Here is a 16,409-nt window from a genome sequence, read left to right on the forward strand (position 1 = left end):
GTCGACCGCATGCGTAGTGTTGTGCTGCACCGTTCTACCGGTCTTTCTTCATGAACAGCCCGAATCACCCTGTTCCCGCCAATGAGCCATTGCCCCATCGCAAGGCCATCCGCTCGTGGCTGACGCCGTTCGCCGAACGCCGCACCGCCTACGCGCTTCTGCTGCTCGTGTTCGACTACGTTTTACTATTGTGTGCGCTCGCCGCGAGCGTGTTCGCGCACGGGTTCGTGTTGAAGACCGTATTCGGATGCATGGCGGGCTTCGTCATCGGACGGCTCTTCGTCATCGGTCACGACGCATGTCATGAGAGCCTGACCCGGCACCGCACGCTCCACCGCTGGCTGGGCCGGATCGCCTTCCTGCCGTCGCTCACGCCGTATAGCCTGTGGCAAGTGGGTCACAACGTGGTGCATCATGGCTACACGAACCTGAAAGGCGTCGATTTTGTGTGGGCACCGCTGACGATCCAAGAATATCGCGCCTTGAGTGGGCCACGGCGCGCACTGGAACGGATCTATCGCAGCGGCTGCGCGCCTGGTCTCTACTACATGATCGAAATTTGGTGGACGAAGATGTTTTTCCCGTCGCGTGCCGCAATGCCGACGCGGCGCCCGGTATTCTTCTGTGACTGCACGCTGGTATCGGTGTTCGCACTGCTATGGATCGGCGCGCTCGCGTGGATCGCTCGCGCGACGCAGCGGGGGGTGATCCCGTCAATCGCATGCGGGTTCGGGGTGCCGTTCCTGTTCTGGTGCGCGATGGTCGGTTTCGTCGTGTACGCGCACCACACGCATCCGCAAATCCACTGGTACGATGATCGCGCGAAATGGGGGCGTTCGGATCCGTTCGTATCCACGACGGTGCACTTGACCTTTCGCTGGCGTTTTGGCGCGCTGTTTCATCACATCATGGAGCACACCGCGCATCACGTCGACATGAGTCTCCCTCTATACGGGCTCGTCGGTGCTCAGCGAATGCTCGAAGCGATGCTTCCGGAACGGATCGTCGTGCAGCGGTTTTCGTGACGTTGGTACTTCGACACCGCACGAGGCTGCAAACTATACGATTTTTCGACTGATCTGTGGACCGATTTCGCTGGTCGCGCGACGCACGTCCCTCTTAAGGCTCGCTAACAAAGCCTATCATCCGAAAGCAAGGGGTATACGTTTGAGGTTGGATGACAAGACAAAGAATCGGCGAAGAGTTATGGCCAACGCTCGAAGCCTTGCTGCCAAAGCGACGGGTATCGCCCCGGGGCGGACGCCCGCGCGTTGATGAACGCGCTGCTGCATTGAATGGCATCCTGTTCGTGCTGTTCACCGGCATACCGTGGAAAGACTTGCCGCCGGAGATGGACTTCGGTAGCGGTATGACCTGCTCGCGAAGGTTGCGGGAATGGCAGGACGATGGCGTGCGGGCTCGCCTGCATGCGGCGATGCTGGCGCGGTCGCGAGGAAACACGCGTTGGCCATTCATCTTGTGATCTCCTGTCGACGATGCCGGCCGTACCGGGTTCGCTGCCGATGGGCTCGTCGACCGACGGCTCACATCTCAGAGGAGGACCGGTGCTGTAGTGATACGTTGCGTGCCCGCTCCTTCCATCTGTCGGGCCGTGCGCAGCAGTTGCAACCCGAGGTCGGCTGCCATGTCGAGCGCGCTGCGGCCATCCGGTGCGCACAGTTCTGCGTTCGCCCCATGCGCAAGCAGCATCTGCAGGACGTCGAGGCGACCGCTCGCGGCTGCATGCATCAGGCATGTGATGTCGTCGTCGTTCACATGGTCGATCGGCGCGCCGGCGTCGATCAGCCGCAGGATGGTCGCGGGGCCGCCGTGCAGGCACGCGAACCAGAGCGCATGGTTGCCGTCGTCATCGAGCGCGTCGGCGCGTGCGCCGAATGCGAGCAACGCTTCGACCACCGCGTCCTCGCCATGCTGCGCGGCGCGCATCAACGGGGTTTCGCCGTTCACGCAGCGCGAATGCGGATCAGGGAAGCCGTGGTACGCCAGCCAGGTGGAAAGTGCGGCAGGCACGTTCGTTTCGAGTTGTGCATCGGCGTTCCGGACAACGCGCGAGGCCAGGCGTTCGCGGACGACGAAAGCAGTGTCGGTATGCATGATCATGGTCGCCTTCGGGTGCAAGGGAACATCGGTTGGCGCAGCGGCACGGGCGGCAGCCGTTGGGATCCGCGCTTCAGACGGGCCGGTTCTCGTTGGGGTTGCGCACCGGCCCCATCAATTCAAGTCCTTCGCTGTAGGTGATCATGTCGAAGGTCACGTCGAACTTGATGGCCGCGTCCGCTACCGCATCCAGCTTGCCGCCTAAGTCCTTCTTCTTCAATTCGTTCTTTTCGAGGTACAGCAGTTCGAGCATCTCGTTGTAGACGGTGGACTCGATAATCGGCAGAACATAGAACATCGCGCCCTTGTATGGCACCTGATATCGCTTGCTCAGGTCGACGTTGTCGCAAAAAAGAAAGTACTTGCCACCCGCCGAGAGCGTGTCGCTGAGCACCTCGGCCACGTCCTTCAGATGCTCGAAGCTCAGCAGATACCCGACGAAGAACGGCAAGTGCTTATGGCCGATCGTCGCACATGCCATCACCTGATCGCAGGTCAGCTCCGGCGGCCGCGCTTCGTCGGCGAGCTTCGGGGCAAAGCGCAGCGCGAGTTCGCCGCGGAAGCCGACCCGGCCGAACTTGTTCGTCAGCCCCTTGAGTACCGGGTTGAGCAGACGGCCTTCATGTTCGAGACGGGCGAACGCGGTGTCGTCGATATCCTTGTGGGCGAGCGTTTCGGTCATCACAGATCCTCGGGTTGAACAGAGTTGAAGGGGGGGCACGTCTGCGTGTTGCGCATCCGGTCGGCGATTTTGAAAAAAGCCTGCATCAGTTCGTCGCGCAGCGCCGGATCGACACCTGTCTCGTCGAACGCGGCGCGCATGCAAGCTAGCCACGCATCCCGTTCGGCGGTGCCGATCGCGAATGCGGCATGACGCGTGCGCAGCCGTGGTTGGCCATGCTGTGCCGAGTATCGCTTGTCGGCACCGAGCCATTCGCACAGATACAGCACCAGCACGGCCTTCGTCGAAGACAGGTCGGGGTGATGCATCGCGCGAATGCGCTGCGCGTCGGCCCGCGTATCCATGTGCCGATAGAACGCGTCGACCAGGCGGTTGACGTCGGTCTCGCCGCCTAGACGGTCGAAGTGCGTCTCGCGCGGCACGGGTCGCGAAGGTTGGGTGGTTGGTGTGTCCATGATGCCATCAAAGCAATAACCGAACCAGGCGGCAACCCGGCGATTGTCCGGCTGCACGCAGGCCAATGCGACAGAAATCGCACGACAAACGCGCCGAATGGTTTCATTGGCGACGAAGTTCACGTGGTTTGTCGCGAAATCGACAAGACACAGGAGGAGTCCGCAAAAGTCCCGAACCAACCGCCGCAGCGCGGCGGGGCGGACGCGACGCAGTACCGCTGGTGATGTGGCACAGAAGCTGCATTTGGAGTCCAGCGCGGACACAGGTCCGGCCGATGCGTGACTCGATATAAGAAGACCCATACAGGCACGACAGGCTGACATGGTCGCGGTTACGCAACCCTGGTTTCAACCCTTCTTCCTGAATGGAGAAATGCAATGTCTAAACTTCGGCAAATCGCGTTCTACGGCAAAGGCGGTATCGGCAAGTCGACCACCTCGCAGAACACCCTGGCAGCCCTGACTGAGCTCGGGCAGAAGATCCTGATCGTCGGCTGCGATCCCAAGGCGGACTCTACCCGCCTGATCCTGCATGCAAAGGCGCAGGACACCATCCTGTCGCTAGCGGCCGAAGCCGGCTCGGTGGAGGACCTCGAACTCGAGGACGTGATGAAGATCGGTTACCGCAACATCCGTTGCGTGGAGTCCGGCGGCCCGGAACCGGGCGTCGGCTGCGCGGGCCGTGGCGTCATCACGTCGATCAACTTCCTCGAAGAAAACGGCGCCTATGACGGCGTGGACTACGTGTCGTACGACGTGCTCGGCGACGTGGTGTGCGGCGGTTTCGCAATGCCGATTCGTGAGAACAAGGCGCAGGAAATCTACATTGTGATGTCCGGCGAAATGATGGCCATGTATGCGGCCAACAACATTTCAAAGGGCATTCTGAAGTACGCGAACAGCGGCGGTGTGCGGATCGGCGGGCTCGTGTGCAACGAGCGTCAGACCGACAAGGAACTCGAACTCGCCGAAGCGCTGGCGAAGATGCTCGGCTCGAAGCTGATCCACTTCGTGCCGCGCGATAACATCGTGCAGCACGCCGAGCTGCGGCGCATGACGGTGATCGAGTTCGCGCCCGAATCCAAACAGGCGGAAGAGTATCGGCAGCTCGCCACCAAGGTGCACAACAACGCGGGCAACGGCACGATCCCGACGCCGATCACAATGGATCAACTGGAAGACCTGTTAATGGAGCACGGAATCATGACGTCCATCGACGAATCGCAAGTAGGCAAGCCTGCAGCGGAACTGACCGCCTAAGCGAGCGCCGCTGCGCGCGGCACGGTGTTCTTCTTCACGCGATGAACCGGGCCGTGCCGGCTACCCGCTGCCAGGCTTGATACCCACACTATGGAGCATTCCCATGAGCGTCACAGTTGAAGAGCGCAAGGCCGCGAACAAGGCCTTGATCGATGAAGTGCTGACGGCCTATCCGGAGAAAATGGCCAAACGGCGCGCCAAGCATTTGGGCACCTTCGAGGACGGCAAGCCCGACTGTGGCGTGAAATCAAACATCAAGTCATTGCCGGGCGTGATGACGATTCGCGGTTGCGCGTACGCCGGCTCAAAGGGCGTGGTCTGGGGGCCCATCAAGGACATGATCCACATCAGTCATGGTCCGGTCGGTTGCGGCCAGTACTCGTGGGGCGCGCGTCGCAACTACTACATCGGCACTACCGGTATCGACACCTTCGTGACGATGCAGTTCACGTCGGACTTCCAGGAAAAGGACATCGTCTTCGGCGGCGACAAGAAGCTCGACAAGATCATAGACGAGATTCAGGAACTGTTTCCGCTGAACAAGGGCATCTCGATCCAGAGTGAATGCCCGATCGGCCTGATCGGCGACGACATCGAGGCCGTCTCGAAGAAGAAGAGTGCACAGTATGAAGGGCACACCATTTTGCCGGTGCGCTGCGAAGGTTTTCGCGGCGTCAGCCAGTCGTTGGGCCACCATCTGGCTAACGATGCGATTCGAGACTGGATATTCGACAAGGCCGATCCGGACAAGCGGCCCGAATTTGTTTCGACGCCTTATGATGTTGCGATCATCGGCGATTACAACATCGGCGGCGATGCCTGGTCGAGCCGGATTCTGCTCGAAGAGATCGGCCTGCGTGTGATCGCACAATGGTCGGGCGACGGCTCGATCGCCGAGCTCGAGAATACACCCAAGGCCAAGCTCAATTTGCTGCATTGCTACCGCTCGATGAACTATATCAGCCGGCACATGGAAGAGAAGTACGGCATTCCATGGACGGAATACAACTTCTTCGGCCCGTCGATGATCGAGAAGAGCCTGCGCGAGATCGCCAGCCACTTCGACGACACCATCAAAGCCAACGCGGAGAGGGTGATCGCCAAGTATCGTCCCCTGGTCGATGCGGTGAACGCGAAGTTCAGAGCGCGCCTGCAGGACAAGACCGTAATGCTGTTCGTTGGCGGCCTGCGTCCGCGCCACGTGATCGGCGCCTACGAAGACCTCGGCATGAACGTGGTCGGCACCGGCTACGAATTCGGCCACAACGACGACTATCAGCGCACCACGCACTACGTGAAGGACGGCACACTGATTTACGACGACGTGACCGGCTACGAGTTTGAGAGGTTCGTCGAACAGGTCCAGCCCGATCTGGTCGGCTCCGGCATCAAGGAAAAGTACGTGTTCCAGAAGATGGGCGTGCCGTTTCGCCAGATGCACAGCTGGGACTATTCCGGTCCATATCACGGCTACGACGGCTACGCCATTTTCGCGCGCGACATGGACATGGCTATTTCCAGCCCGGTGTGGGGGCTCGCCAAGGCGCCCTGGAAGAAAACCCCCTAAGCGCCGGCCACCGCACCGATCACCGGACTGATCAGCGGCCGGCAGGCCATTGAATTGAATATCAGGAGCATCCCGTGCCCCAATCCGCAGACCACATTCTCGACCAGGAATTCCTGTTCCGTGAGCCCGAGTACCAGAAAATTTTCCAGGCGAAAAAGGAAAATTTCGAGTTCAACCATTCAGACGAGCAGGTCAAGCAAATCGTCGAGTGGACCAAGAGCGAAGACTACCGGCAAAAGAACTTTGCACGCGACTCGCTCACCATCAACCCGGCCAAGGCCTGCCAGCCGCTCGGCGCAGTGTACGTGGCCATCGGCTTTCACAAGACGCTCAGTTTTGTGCATGGCTCGCAGGGCTGTGTAGCGTTTTACCGCTCGCACTTCTCGCGTCACTTCAAGGAGCCAACCTCGTGCGTCAGCTCGTCGATGACCGAAGACGCGGCGGTGTTCGGCGGCATGAACAACATGATCGACGGCCTCGCAAATGCGTACAACCTGTACAAGCCCGACATGATCGCGGTCTCCACTACCTGCATGGCGGAAGTGATCGGCGATGACCTCGACGCGCTCATCAAGAACAGCAAGCAGAAGGGCAGCGTGCCGGAAGACTATGACGTGCCGTTCGCGCACACGCCGGCCTTCGTCGGCAGCCACGTGACCGGCTACGACAACGCGCTCCTCGGCATCCTCAAGCACTTCTGGGACGGCAAGGCCGGCACAGCGACGCCGCTTGAGCGCGTGCCCGACGACAGCGTCAACTTCATCGGTGGCTTCGACGGCTACGTGGTCGGCAACATGAAGGAAATTCGCCGCATCTTCGATCTGTTCGGCGTGACGGTGAACATCATCTGCGACCCATCCGAAACGTGGAATACGCCGACCGACGGCGAGTTCCGGATGTACGAAGGCGGCACGACCAAGGAGGAGGTCGAGCGCGCGTTGAACGCGAAGGCGACCTTCGTGTTCCAGGAATACTGCTGCGAGAGGACCAGCAAGTTCATTGGCGAGCATGGCCAGGAAGTGGTGGTGCTGAACTCGCCGGTTGGCGTCGCGGGCACCGACCGGTTCCTGATGGAAATCTCGCGCGTGATCGGCAAGCCGATTCCGGTGCAACTGGAGAAGGAGCGAGGCCAGCTCGTCGATGCGATGGCCGACAGCCAGGCTCACCTGCACGGCAAGCGTTTTGCGCTCTACGGCGACCCGGACCAGATGCTGGGCTACACGCAGTTCCTGCTGGAACTCGGCGCCGAGCCGGCGCACGTTCTGGCGACCAACGGCAACGAAACCTGGGCTGCGAAGGTGCAGGCGGTGTTCGACGCGTCGCCCTACGGCGCCGGCTGCAAGGTGTATCCGAAACGCGATCTGTGGCACATGCGCTCACTGCTGTTTACCGAGCCGGTGGATTTCCTGATCGGCAACACCTACGGCAAATATCTCGAGCGCGATACCAAAACGCCGCTGATACGCATGGTGTTCCCGATCTTCGATCGCCACCATTACCATCGCTTTCCGACCTGGGGCTATGAAGGTGCGTTGCGGGTGCTGGTCACGCTGCTGGACGAGTTCTTCGAAGCGCTCGACGCCAACACGATCGACGTGGCGAAGACCGACTACAGCTACGACATCATTCGCTGACGAGGAGAGCGCGGCGATGGCAGACACAGCAGATACATCGGGCGTGGCAGATGAAGTTCTGGTCAAGATGACGCAGGACGGCCGTAACGTCGAGGTCATCAGCGGCTAGGTTTGCCTGGCCGGTGTGGGCGAGGCCGACCACCTCGTCCCGCTGCTCGAACACCCGAACCGGCAGGTGATCGCCCAGGTGCTGCCGGGAGGCCGCGCATGTGGCCGCCGGTTGCCGTTGACGCACGAGGAGATTGCGATTGCACAGAGCGCGATGTCGGCGGCTCGGCGGCAGTTCGGCGCGAGCCCGGCGGGCATCGCGCCGTGGTTACCTCGAGCGGTGTGGGCGAAGATTGCGGCGGAGGGTGTCGAGTAGCGGGGCACCGCTGAAAACGAAATTGCTGCGCTGCATGTAGCTAGCCTGCGTGACGAACCTCAGCGAGGGAGCGGGGCATGATTTATGTAGTCGAGCAGTGTGACTCAGTGCGCTGCGTGCGTGGTTCGCTTACGACGACTTTGAGCGCGAGGTGGCGGCGTTCGACCCGTTGAGCCTCGCGGAGATCAATGACGAGGTAACGGCGCACGAACTGCTCGCGCTGGTCAACGACGTTTCCGATGCGAACGGACGGGCAGAGTACCTGTCGATCTGCGCGGTGGGCGACGAGTATGAGCAACTGGCGGCGCTCGAAGTGCTGGCCGACGACGACTGAGCCGCCCAGCGGGGCAGGAGCCCGAATGGCGCATGCACACTGAAATAGCGCATGGGATATGCGCGCAGGCGCGCTCGGTGCATTGCTCGAACGCGTACCGGCCGAGATCAGGCCTGAGCGCTTCGAGCGCTTGCTGGAAGTCTGTCTCTGCGACTTCGCGGCGTATCCCGGTCATGGTAGACGGACTACGCGAAAGCTCCACGGATGCGCCGCGTGCTGACTGCTTACCTGGCGGTTCGCGAACCCTTGGGGCCGGATGCGTTGCTGGAGGCGCGCGCGAATGCGATCGCACGGGTCCTGCTCCATACGGAACGGCAAGGCAGGCAGTGAACGTGTGTTGTCGTTTTCTGTGTCGCGAACCGTCTGTCGCAAACCGTTCAAACCCGCCATGGCGATGCGCGCGAGCGACGCGCTTCAGCGCCAATTGGCACGTTTTCAAGGCGTTTCCCGGTGGTATGGAACTTGCCACTAGAGAAACGTCCATCCATCAGGAGCATGTCATGTCTGTTTCGCTCAATGCCCAAATCGCCGAAGTTTTCGACGAGCCGGGTTGCGACAAGAATCAAGGCAAGAGCGAGAAGGAACGCAAAAGGGGCTGCACGAAGCAGCTTTCGCCGGGTTCGGCCGCAGGCGGGTGCGCGTTCGACGGCGCGAAGATCGCTTTGCAGCCGGTGGTGGACGTCGCACACCTCGTGCACGGGCCGATTGCCTGTGAAGGTAACTCGTGGGACAACCGGCACGCCGCTTCATCCGGTTCGCAACTCTATCGCATCGGCTTCACCACCGATATCAACGAACTCGACGTGGTGTACGGCGGCGAGAAGCGCCTGTTCAGGAGCGTGCGCGAAATCATCGAGAAATACGATCCGCCCGCAGTGTTCGTCTACCAGACCTGCGTCACTGCGCTGATCGGCGACGACATCGAGGCAGTCTGCAAGCGCGCCACCGAACAATTTGGCAAGCCGGTGATTCCGGTCCTTTCCCCCGGTTTCGCCGGGCCGAAGAATCTGGGCAACAAGCTTGGCGGCGAGGCGATCCTCAACTATGTGATCGGCACGCGCGAGCCCGAGTACACGACGCCGTATGACATCAACGTCATTGGCGAATACAACCTGTCGGGCGAACTCTGGCAGACCAAGCCGCTGCTCGACGCGCTAGGCATCCGTATCCTCTCGTGCATCTCCGGCGACGGGCGCTACAACGAGATCGCAAGTTCGCATCGCGCCAAGGTCAATATGATGGTCTGCTCGAAGTCGATGATCAACATCGCGACAAAGATGCAGCGGCGCTACGGCATCCCTTACTTTGAGGGCTCGTTCTATGGGATCGGCGACATGAGCGACACGCTGCGCCATATCGCCAGCCTGCTCGTGCGGCAGGGCGCGCCGGACGATCTGCTCGAGCGGACCGAGCGCCTGATCGCCGTCGAGGAAGCGCGCGCGTGGGAGCGCATCGCACACTACAAAGCGCGCCTTACCGGCAAGCGGGTGTTGCTTATCACAGGTGGCGTGAAGTCTTGGTCGGTGGTTTCCGCGCTGCAGGAAGCAGGGCTCGAAATCGTCGGCACCAGCGTCAAGAAGAGCACTAAGGAAGACAAGGACAAGATCAGGGAGATCATGGGCGACGACGCCCACATGATCGACGGCATGGCGCCGCGCGAGATGTACGCGATGCTCCGGGACGCGCGGGCCGACATCATGCTGTCCGGTGGCCGCTCACAGTTCGTCGCACTGAAGGCCCGCATACCGTGGCTCGACATGAACCAGGAACGCCACCACCCTTATGGCGGCTACGAGGGGATGGTCGAGCTGGTGTACGAGATCGACCGCGCGATCTACAACCCGGTGTGGCAACAGGTGCGCATCGCTGCTCCGTGGGGTGAAGACGGGGGAGCGCTCGGTGTGGTCCAAACGCAAGCCGCGCGCCCACTGTCGAGCGTCGCGGCGTGGGCGATGAGCCTCGAACCCGGTATACCGACCTGACGCCCCCTGAACTCGAGAACATGCCATGGCCGATGTCGTCGAATCTATGAAAGCCTGTGCGGTCAACCCGCTCAAGATGAGCCAGCCGCTGGGCGCGAGCCTCGCGTTCCTTGGGCTCGATGCCTGCATGCCCGTGATGCACGGCTCGCAGGGCTGCACGTCGTTCGGCCTCGTGCTGCTGGTGCGCCACTTCAGGGAGGCGATCCCGCTGCAGACGACGGCCATGGAGGAAGTCACCGCGGTGCTCGGCGGCTACGAGAACATCGAGGCCGCGCTGCTCAACATCCGCAAGCGCGTTGCGCCGAAGGTCATCGCGATCTGTTCAACAGGTCTCACCGAGACCGAGGGCGACGACGTGGCCGGCTATCTCGTTACCGTGCGCAAACGCAAGCCCGAACTCAAGGACACTGAGATCGTCTATGTGTCGACCCCCGACTATGTCGGCGCATTCGAAGACGGCTACCGGCATGCGATTACCGGCATCGTCAACGCGCTGGTCAAGGCGTTGCCAACGGTGGCCAATCAGGTGACGCTGCTGCCCGGCAGCCATCTGTCGCCTGGCGACATCGACGAACTGCGCGAGATCATCGAAGCGTTCGGCTTTGATGTCATTGTGCTGCCCGACATTTCCGGCTCGCTCGACGGCCATATCGCGCCGGACTGGCGCGGCACCACACTGGGCGGTACCACGCTCGCGGAGATCCGGGCCGCGGGTGCATCGGCATTTACGATCGGTGTGGGCGAGCAGACGCGCGACGGTGCGGAGGCATTGCATGCTATCGCCGGCACACCGTTCGAAGTGTTCGGGCGGCTCACCGGACTGGAACCCAACGACCGTCTGTTGCACTTGCTCGCGCAGCGCGCAGGACGACCCGTTCCCGCGAAATACCGGCGTCAGCGCAGCCAATTGCTCGATGCGATGCTAGACGGCCATTTCTACACTGGAGGCATCAAGGTCGCGATCGGCGCAGAGCCCGATCTGCTGTTCGCGGTGGGCAGCATGCTGCATGAGATGGGCGCGCAGTTGCGCTGCTGCATCAGCACGACGCGATCGCCCGCGCACGCGTTGCTGCCCGCTGATCAGGTCGTGATCGGCGATCTCGAAGATATGGAGCGCGCCGCGGCGGACTGCGACCTGCTGATCACCCATTCGCACGGCAGGCAGATGGCCGAGCACCTGCAAAAGCCGCTCTTCCGGATCGGTTTTCCGGTCTTCGACCGGATTGGAAACGCACATCGACGCTACGTCGGCTACCGCGGCACGATGAACCTGATCTTTGAGATCGCCAACCTGATGATCGAGCAGATTCCGCATCACGATCCGGGCGACTGGCCGCTGCCGCAGGCCGCTATCGATCTGGCCGCGCGCGATCCGGCGCGGGAAGCGAACATTCCTGTCGTCGCGGCCGGTGCCTGACCCACCTAAAGGAGCACACAGCATGAAGATCGCGTTCGCCACCCAGGACAGGCAGTTCGTCGATGCGCATTTTGGCTGGGCGAGAAGCATCGTCACCTACAACGTCACACCGGACGGCTATCGGTTCGTCAAGGCGTTCGACTTTGGTGGCAAGCTCGAAGAGGACGGCGACGAGGACAAGCTCGCGCCCAAGCTCGAAGCCGTAAAGGATTGCGCGATCCTGTACGTCGCCGCAATCGGCGGCTCGGCCGCGGCGCGAGTGGTTGCGCTGAAGATTCACCCGATCAAGGTGCCGCGGCCCGAGTCCATCGAGGAGATTCTCGGCAAGTTGCAACAGGTGCTGAAGGGCACGCCGCCGCCGTGGCTGCGCAAGGCGCTGGCGAAGGATGGCGAACGAGTATACGACTTTGAAGACGATGAGGTATCCCATGACTGAATCATCCGCAATTCCGTCCGAGGCCAGCGACGAAATGTTGCTGCGCGCACCGTTCGTGCAGCAGCTCGTCAGGCAATTGCGCGCGCAGGATGCCCACGGCGTGTGGGACGGAAAGACCGACCTGCAACTGCTCAAGCCGTACATCCACACGCCCGAGGAACGCCGCGCGATTCCGATCATGGGCGACCCCGACCCCGAAACGCTGTGGCGGCTCGAGCTTTTCTATAGCGCGATTGCGGTGGCGATCGAGCGTGAGACCGGCCAAATGGTTTCGCCGATGATGAAGATGAGCCACGAGGGCTTCGGCCGCATGGTTTTGCTCGCGGGGCGGCTCGTTGTCGTCAACAAGCAGTTGCGCGACGTACACCGGTTCGGCTTCGCTTCGCTGGAGAAGCTCGGCGAGGCTGGCGCAAAGCTACTCGGCGAAGCGGTCGAGCTGATGCGGACGTACCCCGCCGTCGCACAGTACAGTGCCTGAAGGAATTGTGAGGGGGCCGAGACGATGAGCACCGATGCCGATGAACTCAAGGCGCACCTGAAGAAACTCAACGCGCAAGCGACCCGGGCGAAATTGGACCTGCACGACCTCTCAGAGGAACTCCCGACCAACTGGGAGAACATTCTCGCTGTCGCCCGGCGCTGCCATGACGCCCACGCCGCGCTGATGGCAGCCCGCAAGGCTGCCGCTGCGGCAGCGGCCTGAACCAGCGAAGCCACGGAGCCACACCATGAGCGATATCTTCAGCGTTACGCTGCCGAGCGGCGCCACCTGGACGCCGACCTTCGTCAACAGGCTCGACGAAGAAAAATGCATTGGTTGCGGACGTTGTTTCCGTGTCTGTCCGCGTGGCGTGCTGCAACTCGTCGGGCTTGACGAGGACGGCGCGCACATCGCACTGGACGGCGACGATGAAGACGACGAGTACGAGAAGAAGGTGATGACTGTCGTGCATCGGGAACTGTGCGTCGGCTGCACCGCATGCGCGAAGATCTGCCCGAAAAAGTGCTACACGCACACGGCGGCCGTTCTCTGAGCGATGACGCGATGAACGCCTATGCAACCCTGATGGCGTGCGCGGTGGATGCGGGCGATCCCACCGTGCTGGCACTGGCCGGCGTGCTGTCGAGCGGGTTCGAGCACCACGGCCTCCATGTGCTACCGATGCGCGGACTGGACGCCGACCAGACGCGCCGGATGCTCGCGCGCTGGTTCCCGGGTGCCGGGCCGGCGCTCGGTCTTACGTGTGCGTTGCCGCCCGCCACGATGCCGCGTGACGACGAACTGGAAGACCTGGTGGCGTTGCTCAATCACCATGCCGATCCGCCCGCCGGGCCGGCAGACGAGGCGAACTGCGTCGCCCATGCATTGGCCTGCGCGAGCCTCGGGCAAAACCACCTTTGGCAAGACCTGCTTCTGCCGTCGCGGCGCGAGTTGTCCGCGTTGATCAGCCACTGGTTTCCGCGACTGGCCGCGAAGAATACGCATGACATGAAGTGGAAGAAGTTCTTCTACAAGCAACTCTGCGAGCGCGAGGGCCTGTTCATCTGCAAGGCACCGAGTTGTGACGTCTGTTCGGACCACGCGCTTTGCTTTGGCGCGGAGTAGGCAAAAATGGCCGGCCCGCGCCCCCGTTGAGCAGGTGCGTCGCCGGTCCGCTTTGCCAGGCTTCTTCGGTAGATCCACAGTGAGAAGGAGCCGGACTTGCTCAAGCATGCTCATCGTTATCTATTCTGGCATCTAACCGAGAAATCGCACCACAAACCTTACGCACCTATGGATTCGTTCCAATCTGCTGCGTCCCCGGGGCGCCGCCCTCGCTGTACACCCTGCACCCGGGCCTGCTACCTGACGCTGCAATGGCCCGTTGCGGAGTCGCAGCAGCAGGGGCCGTGCGCCCGGGCATTGACGCCCGCCTGCGTGCCCGCCCTGCCGCAACCGCCGCGCCGGCTACTCGCGATCAGCGACGAAGCGGGGTTGCGCGATCTGGCGCTGTGCTACTTGCAGCGGCTCAGACTTATGCTGCTTTTTGCACGCGTCGGTCACCGCTTCGATTGTGTCGCGTCGCGGGTGGCCGACTTCGTGGTCGAGTCCTGCGGCGAGCTGCTGTATTACGGCGAATGGCATGCGCATCTGCAGGCGGGCACCAGGCCGCCGTTGCTGCTTGACGAAGAGGGCCGCGAACCCTGGCTGGTTCAACTTTGCTACGCGTTCGACGACGTCGGTTTCCCGCCCGCGCTGCGCGCCGACTCCTGGGGCCGGGCAAAGCCGCTGTCCGAGCATCGGCTGGCGCCGCACGCGCGTCATGCCGGTCGGACGCGCTACACGTACGACACGGAGCGTAGCTGGTTTCTCACTCCGGCAGCGGGCGAACGGCTTACGGGCCATGCCACGAGGCGCTCGCCATGAGACCCATGCCGTCTGCCGTTGCCGTAACGGTGCGATCCGAAGCGCAGCCCGTCATGAATCAGAACCGCGGCACATGCCTTCCCGACAGCAGTGCGAGCCTGTCGCTGGAGCGCGCGCGGGCACATGTCGCGAGCCTGCAGCACGAGTTGTTCGCGGTTGAGCAGGCGCTGCTTGACGACCGCGTATTGACGCGCGCATTGAGCGGGCGTCGATGGGTTTATGTAGGCGGGCGGCCAAGCATCAACGCCGTGCTGCGTGCGCTGGTGGAAGCGGCCGGAGGCGAGTTCGTTCATCACACCGGGACCATCGACGACGATGGCCGTGCCGAAGGCTTCGCGGCTTTGCTGTCAGGCGCCTACCGGGTGCTGTGCCCATTGGATCTGATCGACCCGGACTCGCTGGTCGCGCTGCGGCGGTTGTGCGCGCGTCACCGCGCGCCGTGGTCTGCTTTGCGTTCGTCGAGCGTGACGAGCTTCATTGCGGGCGTGTTGCGGGCTCGGCCTGCCCAGCCGCGCGGCGTGGTCGCAGCGTCGCGCTTCTGCCTGAGGCATGGCTGACGTCGTCATGACTTTACATAGCGCGAGATGTGGGCGCAAAATTGCCTTTGACGTGGTCTTTCCACGAGAGGGCCGGCCATGTCGGATTCCGCACAACGCTACGGCCTTTTCCTCAACGTCGAGAACCCCGACGGCGACGCGCGATGCGCTGACGCAAACCGTGCGTAATGCGCCGGCCGCCCAAACGTTCGGCTACCACGAGGTGTGGCTCGCCGACCATCACTACAGGTCGTACGCGATCAGCAGCGCGCTGACGCTGCTGTTTGCCCACATCGCGACTCGTTTCCGGTGCTATATCGGGTGCGGGGATACCGTCGGCGGATGAGGCGCGTGCGCGGATACACGAAGCGTTCGCGTTGTACGACATGGTGTTGTTCCTACTCACTCGTACTGGCCATAGCAGGCATTAAGACATGAGGCGTCGACGTAACAGTGCCACCGACAGGAAGAACGGCAACACCGTGCAAATGCAGAGAGCACCAATATGCAGGGCAACAGAGACCACCGGGTGTCCGAGCATCGGGGGACGGATAAGGTCGACGGAATGCGCCAGCGGTAAGAAGCGCGCTACGTCGCAAAAAACGGCAGGTAACTTACTGATCGGGAAGATCACGCCGCTCAGGAGCACCATGGGCGTGAGAACGAGCGTTTGATAGAACACGAAGTAATCGTGACTGGGTGCAAGCGCCGCGAGGATCATCGCCAGACTCGCGAAGGCGAGGCCAGTCAGGGCGATGGCAGGCGACGCGTAGAGAATGGATGACCACGCTGCATAACCCAGCACGGTGGCTACCACCATGACGGCGATGCCGGCAAAAAAGGCCTTGGTGGCGGCCCATGCCAGTTCACCAAGAACGATATCGCCGAGCGTGAGCCGTGTGCACAGGATCGCGTCCCACATGCGCTGAACATGCATGCGAGAGAAAGCTGCGTAAATCGTTTCGAAGGTCGCGGCGGTCATCGCGCTCGTCGCGACCATACCCGCTGCGAGAAACTCGGTATAAGATGCGCCATCGACGCGACCTGCCATTATCCCGAAACCAAAGCCGAGGCCGAACAGATAGATCATAGGATCGGCAAGGTTACCGAGAATCGAGGCAAACGCGACTTTTTTCCATGCCAGATAGTTGTGGCGCCACACTGCAACCCAGTTCCACACGTTCGCGGGCAGGGCCGCTGCATAAAACTCTCTCATC

19 protein-coding genes and 2 pseudogenes are annotated in these 16,409 nt (G+C 61.9%); 17 read left to right on the forward strand and 4 right to left on the reverse strand.

The genetic code is table 11. From position 1 onward, the window contains the following. Positions 1-50: 50 nt before the first annotated feature. Together B0G71_RS07820 and B0G71_RS07825 are read left to right on the forward strand one after the other, a co-directional pair. Positions 51-1,133 (forward strand): annotated as a pseudogene (locus tag B0G71_RS07820) (fatty acid desaturase). 44 nt (positions 1,134-1,177) lie between these two features. Beyond that, positions 1,178-1,453: pseudogene (locus tag B0G71_RS07825) on the forward strand (transposase); the annotation flags it as partial. A 98-nt stretch (positions 1,454-1,551) separates the two neighbouring features. On the opposite strand, the gene B0G71_RS07830 reads toward B0G71_RS07825, so the two are convergent. The 3 genes from B0G71_RS07830 to B0G71_RS07840 form a co-directional block, all read right to left on the reverse strand. Beyond that, positions 1,552-2,115 (reverse strand): ankyrin repeat domain-containing protein, encoded by a 564-nt coding sequence (locus B0G71_RS07830; RefSeq protein WP_116148395.1) that lies wholly within the window; start codon positions 2,113-2,115, stop codon positions 1,552-1,554. Between the two features lie 76 nt (positions 2,116-2,191). Further along, entirely contained in the window at positions 2,192-2,800 is a 609-nt protein-coding gene (locus B0G71_RS07835) for a hypothetical protein (RefSeq protein ID WP_116140839.1), read from the reverse strand. Beyond that, a complete protein-coding gene (locus B0G71_RS07840) occupies positions 2,800-3,255 on the reverse strand; it encodes a group II truncated hemoglobin (RefSeq protein WP_105512109.1) in 456 nt (151 codons plus the stop codon). Before B0G71_RS07840 ends, B0G71_RS07835 begins: the two co-directional genes overlap by 1 nt. A 378-nt stretch (positions 3,256-3,633) precedes the next feature. On the opposite strand from B0G71_RS07840, the gene nifH reads away from it, so the two are divergent. The 15 genes from nifH to B0G71_RS07915 all read left to right on the forward strand — a co-directional run bounded on the left by nifH (position 3,634) and on the right by B0G71_RS07915 (position 15,538). Beyond that, entirely contained in the window at positions 3,634-4,515 is an 882-nt protein-coding gene (gene nifH, locus B0G71_RS07845) for a nitrogenase iron protein (protein WP_018423167.1), read from the forward strand. A gap of 103 nt (positions 4,516-4,618) precedes the next feature. Next, positions 4,619-6,082, forward strand: coding sequence for a nitrogenase molybdenum-iron protein alpha chain (gene nifD, locus B0G71_RS07850; protein ID WP_105512108.1), 1,464 nt, complete (start codon positions 4,619-4,621; stop codon positions 6,080-6,082). Between the two features lie 74 nt (positions 6,083-6,156). Beyond that, on the forward strand, positions 6,157-7,716 hold the full coding sequence (gene nifK, locus B0G71_RS07855; RefSeq protein ID WP_105512107.1) for a nitrogenase molybdenum-iron protein subunit beta: 1,560 nt from the start codon (positions 6,157-6,159) through the stop codon (positions 7,714-7,716). Between the two features lie 175 nt (positions 7,717-7,891). Continuing rightward, positions 7,892-8,080 (forward strand): hypothetical protein, encoded by a 189-nt coding sequence (locus tag B0G71_RS42505; protein ID WP_309546253.1) that lies wholly within the window; start codon positions 7,892-7,894, stop codon positions 8,078-8,080. Between the two features lie 151 nt (positions 8,081-8,231). Beyond that, positions 8,232-8,414, forward strand: a complete 183-nt coding sequence (locus tag B0G71_RS07865) for a hypothetical protein (protein WP_241975116.1) — start codon at positions 8,232-8,234, stop codon at positions 8,412-8,414. Between the two features lie 500 nt (positions 8,415-8,914). Beyond that, on the forward strand, positions 8,915-10,396 hold the full coding sequence (nifE, locus tag B0G71_RS07870) for a nitrogenase iron-molybdenum cofactor biosynthesis protein NifE (protein ID WP_116140841.1): 1,482 nt from the start codon (positions 8,915-8,917) through the stop codon (positions 10,394-10,396). Positions 10,397-10,421: 25 nt separating this feature from the next. Beyond that, positions 10,422-11,813: a nitrogenase iron-molybdenum cofactor biosynthesis protein NifN gene (gene nifN / locus B0G71_RS07875; RefSeq protein WP_105512105.1), complete on the forward strand. Its 1,392-nt coding sequence runs from the start codon at positions 10,422-10,424 to the stop codon at positions 11,811-11,813. A 22-nt stretch (positions 11,814-11,835) separates the two neighbouring features. Further along, positions 11,836-12,249, forward strand: a complete 414-nt coding sequence (gene nifX, locus B0G71_RS07880; RefSeq protein ID WP_116140842.1) for a nitrogen fixation protein NifX — start codon at positions 11,836-11,838, stop codon at positions 12,247-12,249. Continuing rightward, complete coding sequence (locus B0G71_RS07885; protein WP_116140844.1) at positions 12,242-12,727, forward strand: NifX-associated nitrogen fixation protein; 486 nt, start codon at positions 12,242-12,244, stop codon at positions 12,725-12,727. The genes nifX and B0G71_RS07885 overlap by 8 nt, the downstream gene beginning before the upstream one ends. 24 nt (positions 12,728-12,751) lie before the next feature. Beyond that, positions 12,752-12,952, forward strand: a complete 201-nt coding sequence (locus tag B0G71_RS07890) for a CCE_0567 family metalloprotein (RefSeq protein ID WP_116140846.1) — start codon at positions 12,752-12,754, stop codon at positions 12,950-12,952. A gap of 25 nt (positions 12,953-12,977) precedes the next feature. After that, positions 12,978-13,283 (forward strand): ferredoxin III, nif-specific, encoded by a 306-nt coding sequence (gene fdxB, locus B0G71_RS07895; protein ID WP_116140848.1) that lies wholly within the window; start codon positions 12,978-12,980, stop codon positions 13,281-13,283. 11 nt (positions 13,284-13,294) lie between these two features. Next, entirely contained in the window at positions 13,295-13,855 is a 561-nt protein-coding gene (locus B0G71_RS07900; protein ID WP_116140850.1) for a nitrogen fixation protein NifQ, read from the forward strand. 312 nt (positions 13,856-14,167) lie between these two features. Continuing rightward, on the forward strand, positions 14,168-14,656 hold the full coding sequence (locus B0G71_RS07905; RefSeq protein WP_309546254.1) for a hypothetical protein: 489 nt from the start codon (positions 14,168-14,170) through the stop codon (positions 14,654-14,656). Positions 14,657-14,709: 53 nt separating this feature from the next. Next, complete coding sequence (locus tag B0G71_RS07910) at positions 14,710-15,213, forward strand: DUF2325 domain-containing protein (protein WP_258875525.1); 504 nt, start codon at positions 14,710-14,712, stop codon at positions 15,211-15,213. Beyond that, complete coding sequence (locus B0G71_RS07915) at positions 15,206-15,538, forward strand: hypothetical protein (protein ID WP_258875526.1); 333 nt, start codon at positions 15,206-15,208, stop codon at positions 15,536-15,538. The genes B0G71_RS07910 and B0G71_RS07915 overlap by 8 nt, the downstream gene beginning before the upstream one ends. A gap of 81 nt (positions 15,539-15,619) precedes the next feature. Here B0G71_RS07915 and B0G71_RS07920 read toward each other — a convergent pair whose 3' ends face one another. Further along, positions 15,620-16,408, reverse strand: coding sequence for an ABC transporter permease (locus tag B0G71_RS07920; RefSeq protein WP_116140854.1), 789 nt, complete (start codon positions 16,406-16,408; stop codon positions 15,620-15,622). Position 16,409: the final 1 nt, after the last annotated feature.

The organism is Paraburkholderia sp. BL27I4N3 (assembly GCF_003386115.1).
In the GTDB taxonomy this organism is placed as follows: Bacteria; Pseudomonadota; Gammaproteobacteria; order Burkholderiales; family Burkholderiaceae; genus Paraburkholderia.

What these genes read in the sequence shown, in the direction of transcription:
- B0G71_RS07830 (WP_116148395.1), bottom strand. Translation starts at nt 2,115, where the DNA reads ATGCATACCGACACTGCTTTCGTCGTCCGCGAACGCCTGGCCTCGCGC.
- B0G71_RS07835 (WP_116140839.1), bottom strand. Translation starts at nt 2,800, where the DNA reads ATGACCGAAACGCTCGCCCACAAGGATATCGACGACACCGCGTTCGCC.
- B0G71_RS07840 (WP_105512109.1), bottom strand. Translation starts at nt 3,255, where the DNA reads ATGGACACACCAACCACCCAACCTTCGCGACCCGTGCCGCGCGAGACG.
- nifH (WP_018423167.1), top strand. Translation starts at nt 3,634, where the DNA reads ATGTCTAAACTTCGGCAAATCGCGTTCTACGGCAAAGGCGGTATCGGC.
- nifD (WP_105512108.1), top strand. Translation starts at nt 4,619, where the DNA reads ATGAGCGTCACAGTTGAAGAGCGCAAGGCCGCGAACAAGGCCTTGATC.
- nifE (WP_116140841.1), top strand. Translation starts at nt 8,915, where the DNA reads ATGTCTGTTTCGCTCAATGCCCAAATCGCCGAAGTTTTCGACGAGCCG.
- nifN (WP_105512105.1), top strand. Translation starts at nt 10,422, where the DNA reads ATGGCCGATGTCGTCGAATCTATGAAAGCCTGTGCGGTCAACCCGCTC.
- nifX (WP_116140842.1), top strand. Translation starts at nt 11,836, where the DNA reads ATGAAGATCGCGTTCGCCACCCAGGACAGGCAGTTCGTCGATGCGCAT.
- B0G71_RS07885 (WP_116140844.1), top strand. Translation starts at nt 12,242, where the DNA reads ATGACTGAATCATCCGCAATTCCGTCCGAGGCCAGCGACGAAATGTTG.
- B0G71_RS07890 (WP_116140846.1), top strand. Translation starts at nt 12,752, where the DNA reads ATGAGCACCGATGCCGATGAACTCAAGGCGCACCTGAAGAAACTCAAC.
- fdxB (WP_116140848.1), top strand. Translation starts at nt 12,978, where the DNA reads ATGAGCGATATCTTCAGCGTTACGCTGCCGAGCGGCGCCACCTGGACG.
- B0G71_RS07900 (WP_116140850.1), top strand. Translation starts at nt 13,295, where the DNA reads ATGAACGCCTATGCAACCCTGATGGCGTGCGCGGTGGATGCGGGCGAT.
- B0G71_RS07910 (WP_258875525.1), top strand. Translation starts at nt 14,710, where the DNA reads ATGAATCAGAACCGCGGCACATGCCTTCCCGACAGCAGTGCGAGCCTG.
- B0G71_RS07915 (WP_258875526.1), top strand. Translation starts at nt 15,206, where the DNA reads ATGGCTGACGTCGTCATGACTTTACATAGCGCGAGATGTGGGCGCAAA.
- B0G71_RS07920 (WP_116140854.1), bottom strand. Translation starts at nt 16,408, where the DNA reads ATGAGAGAGTTTTATGCAGCGGCCCTGCCCGCGAACGTGTGGAACTGG.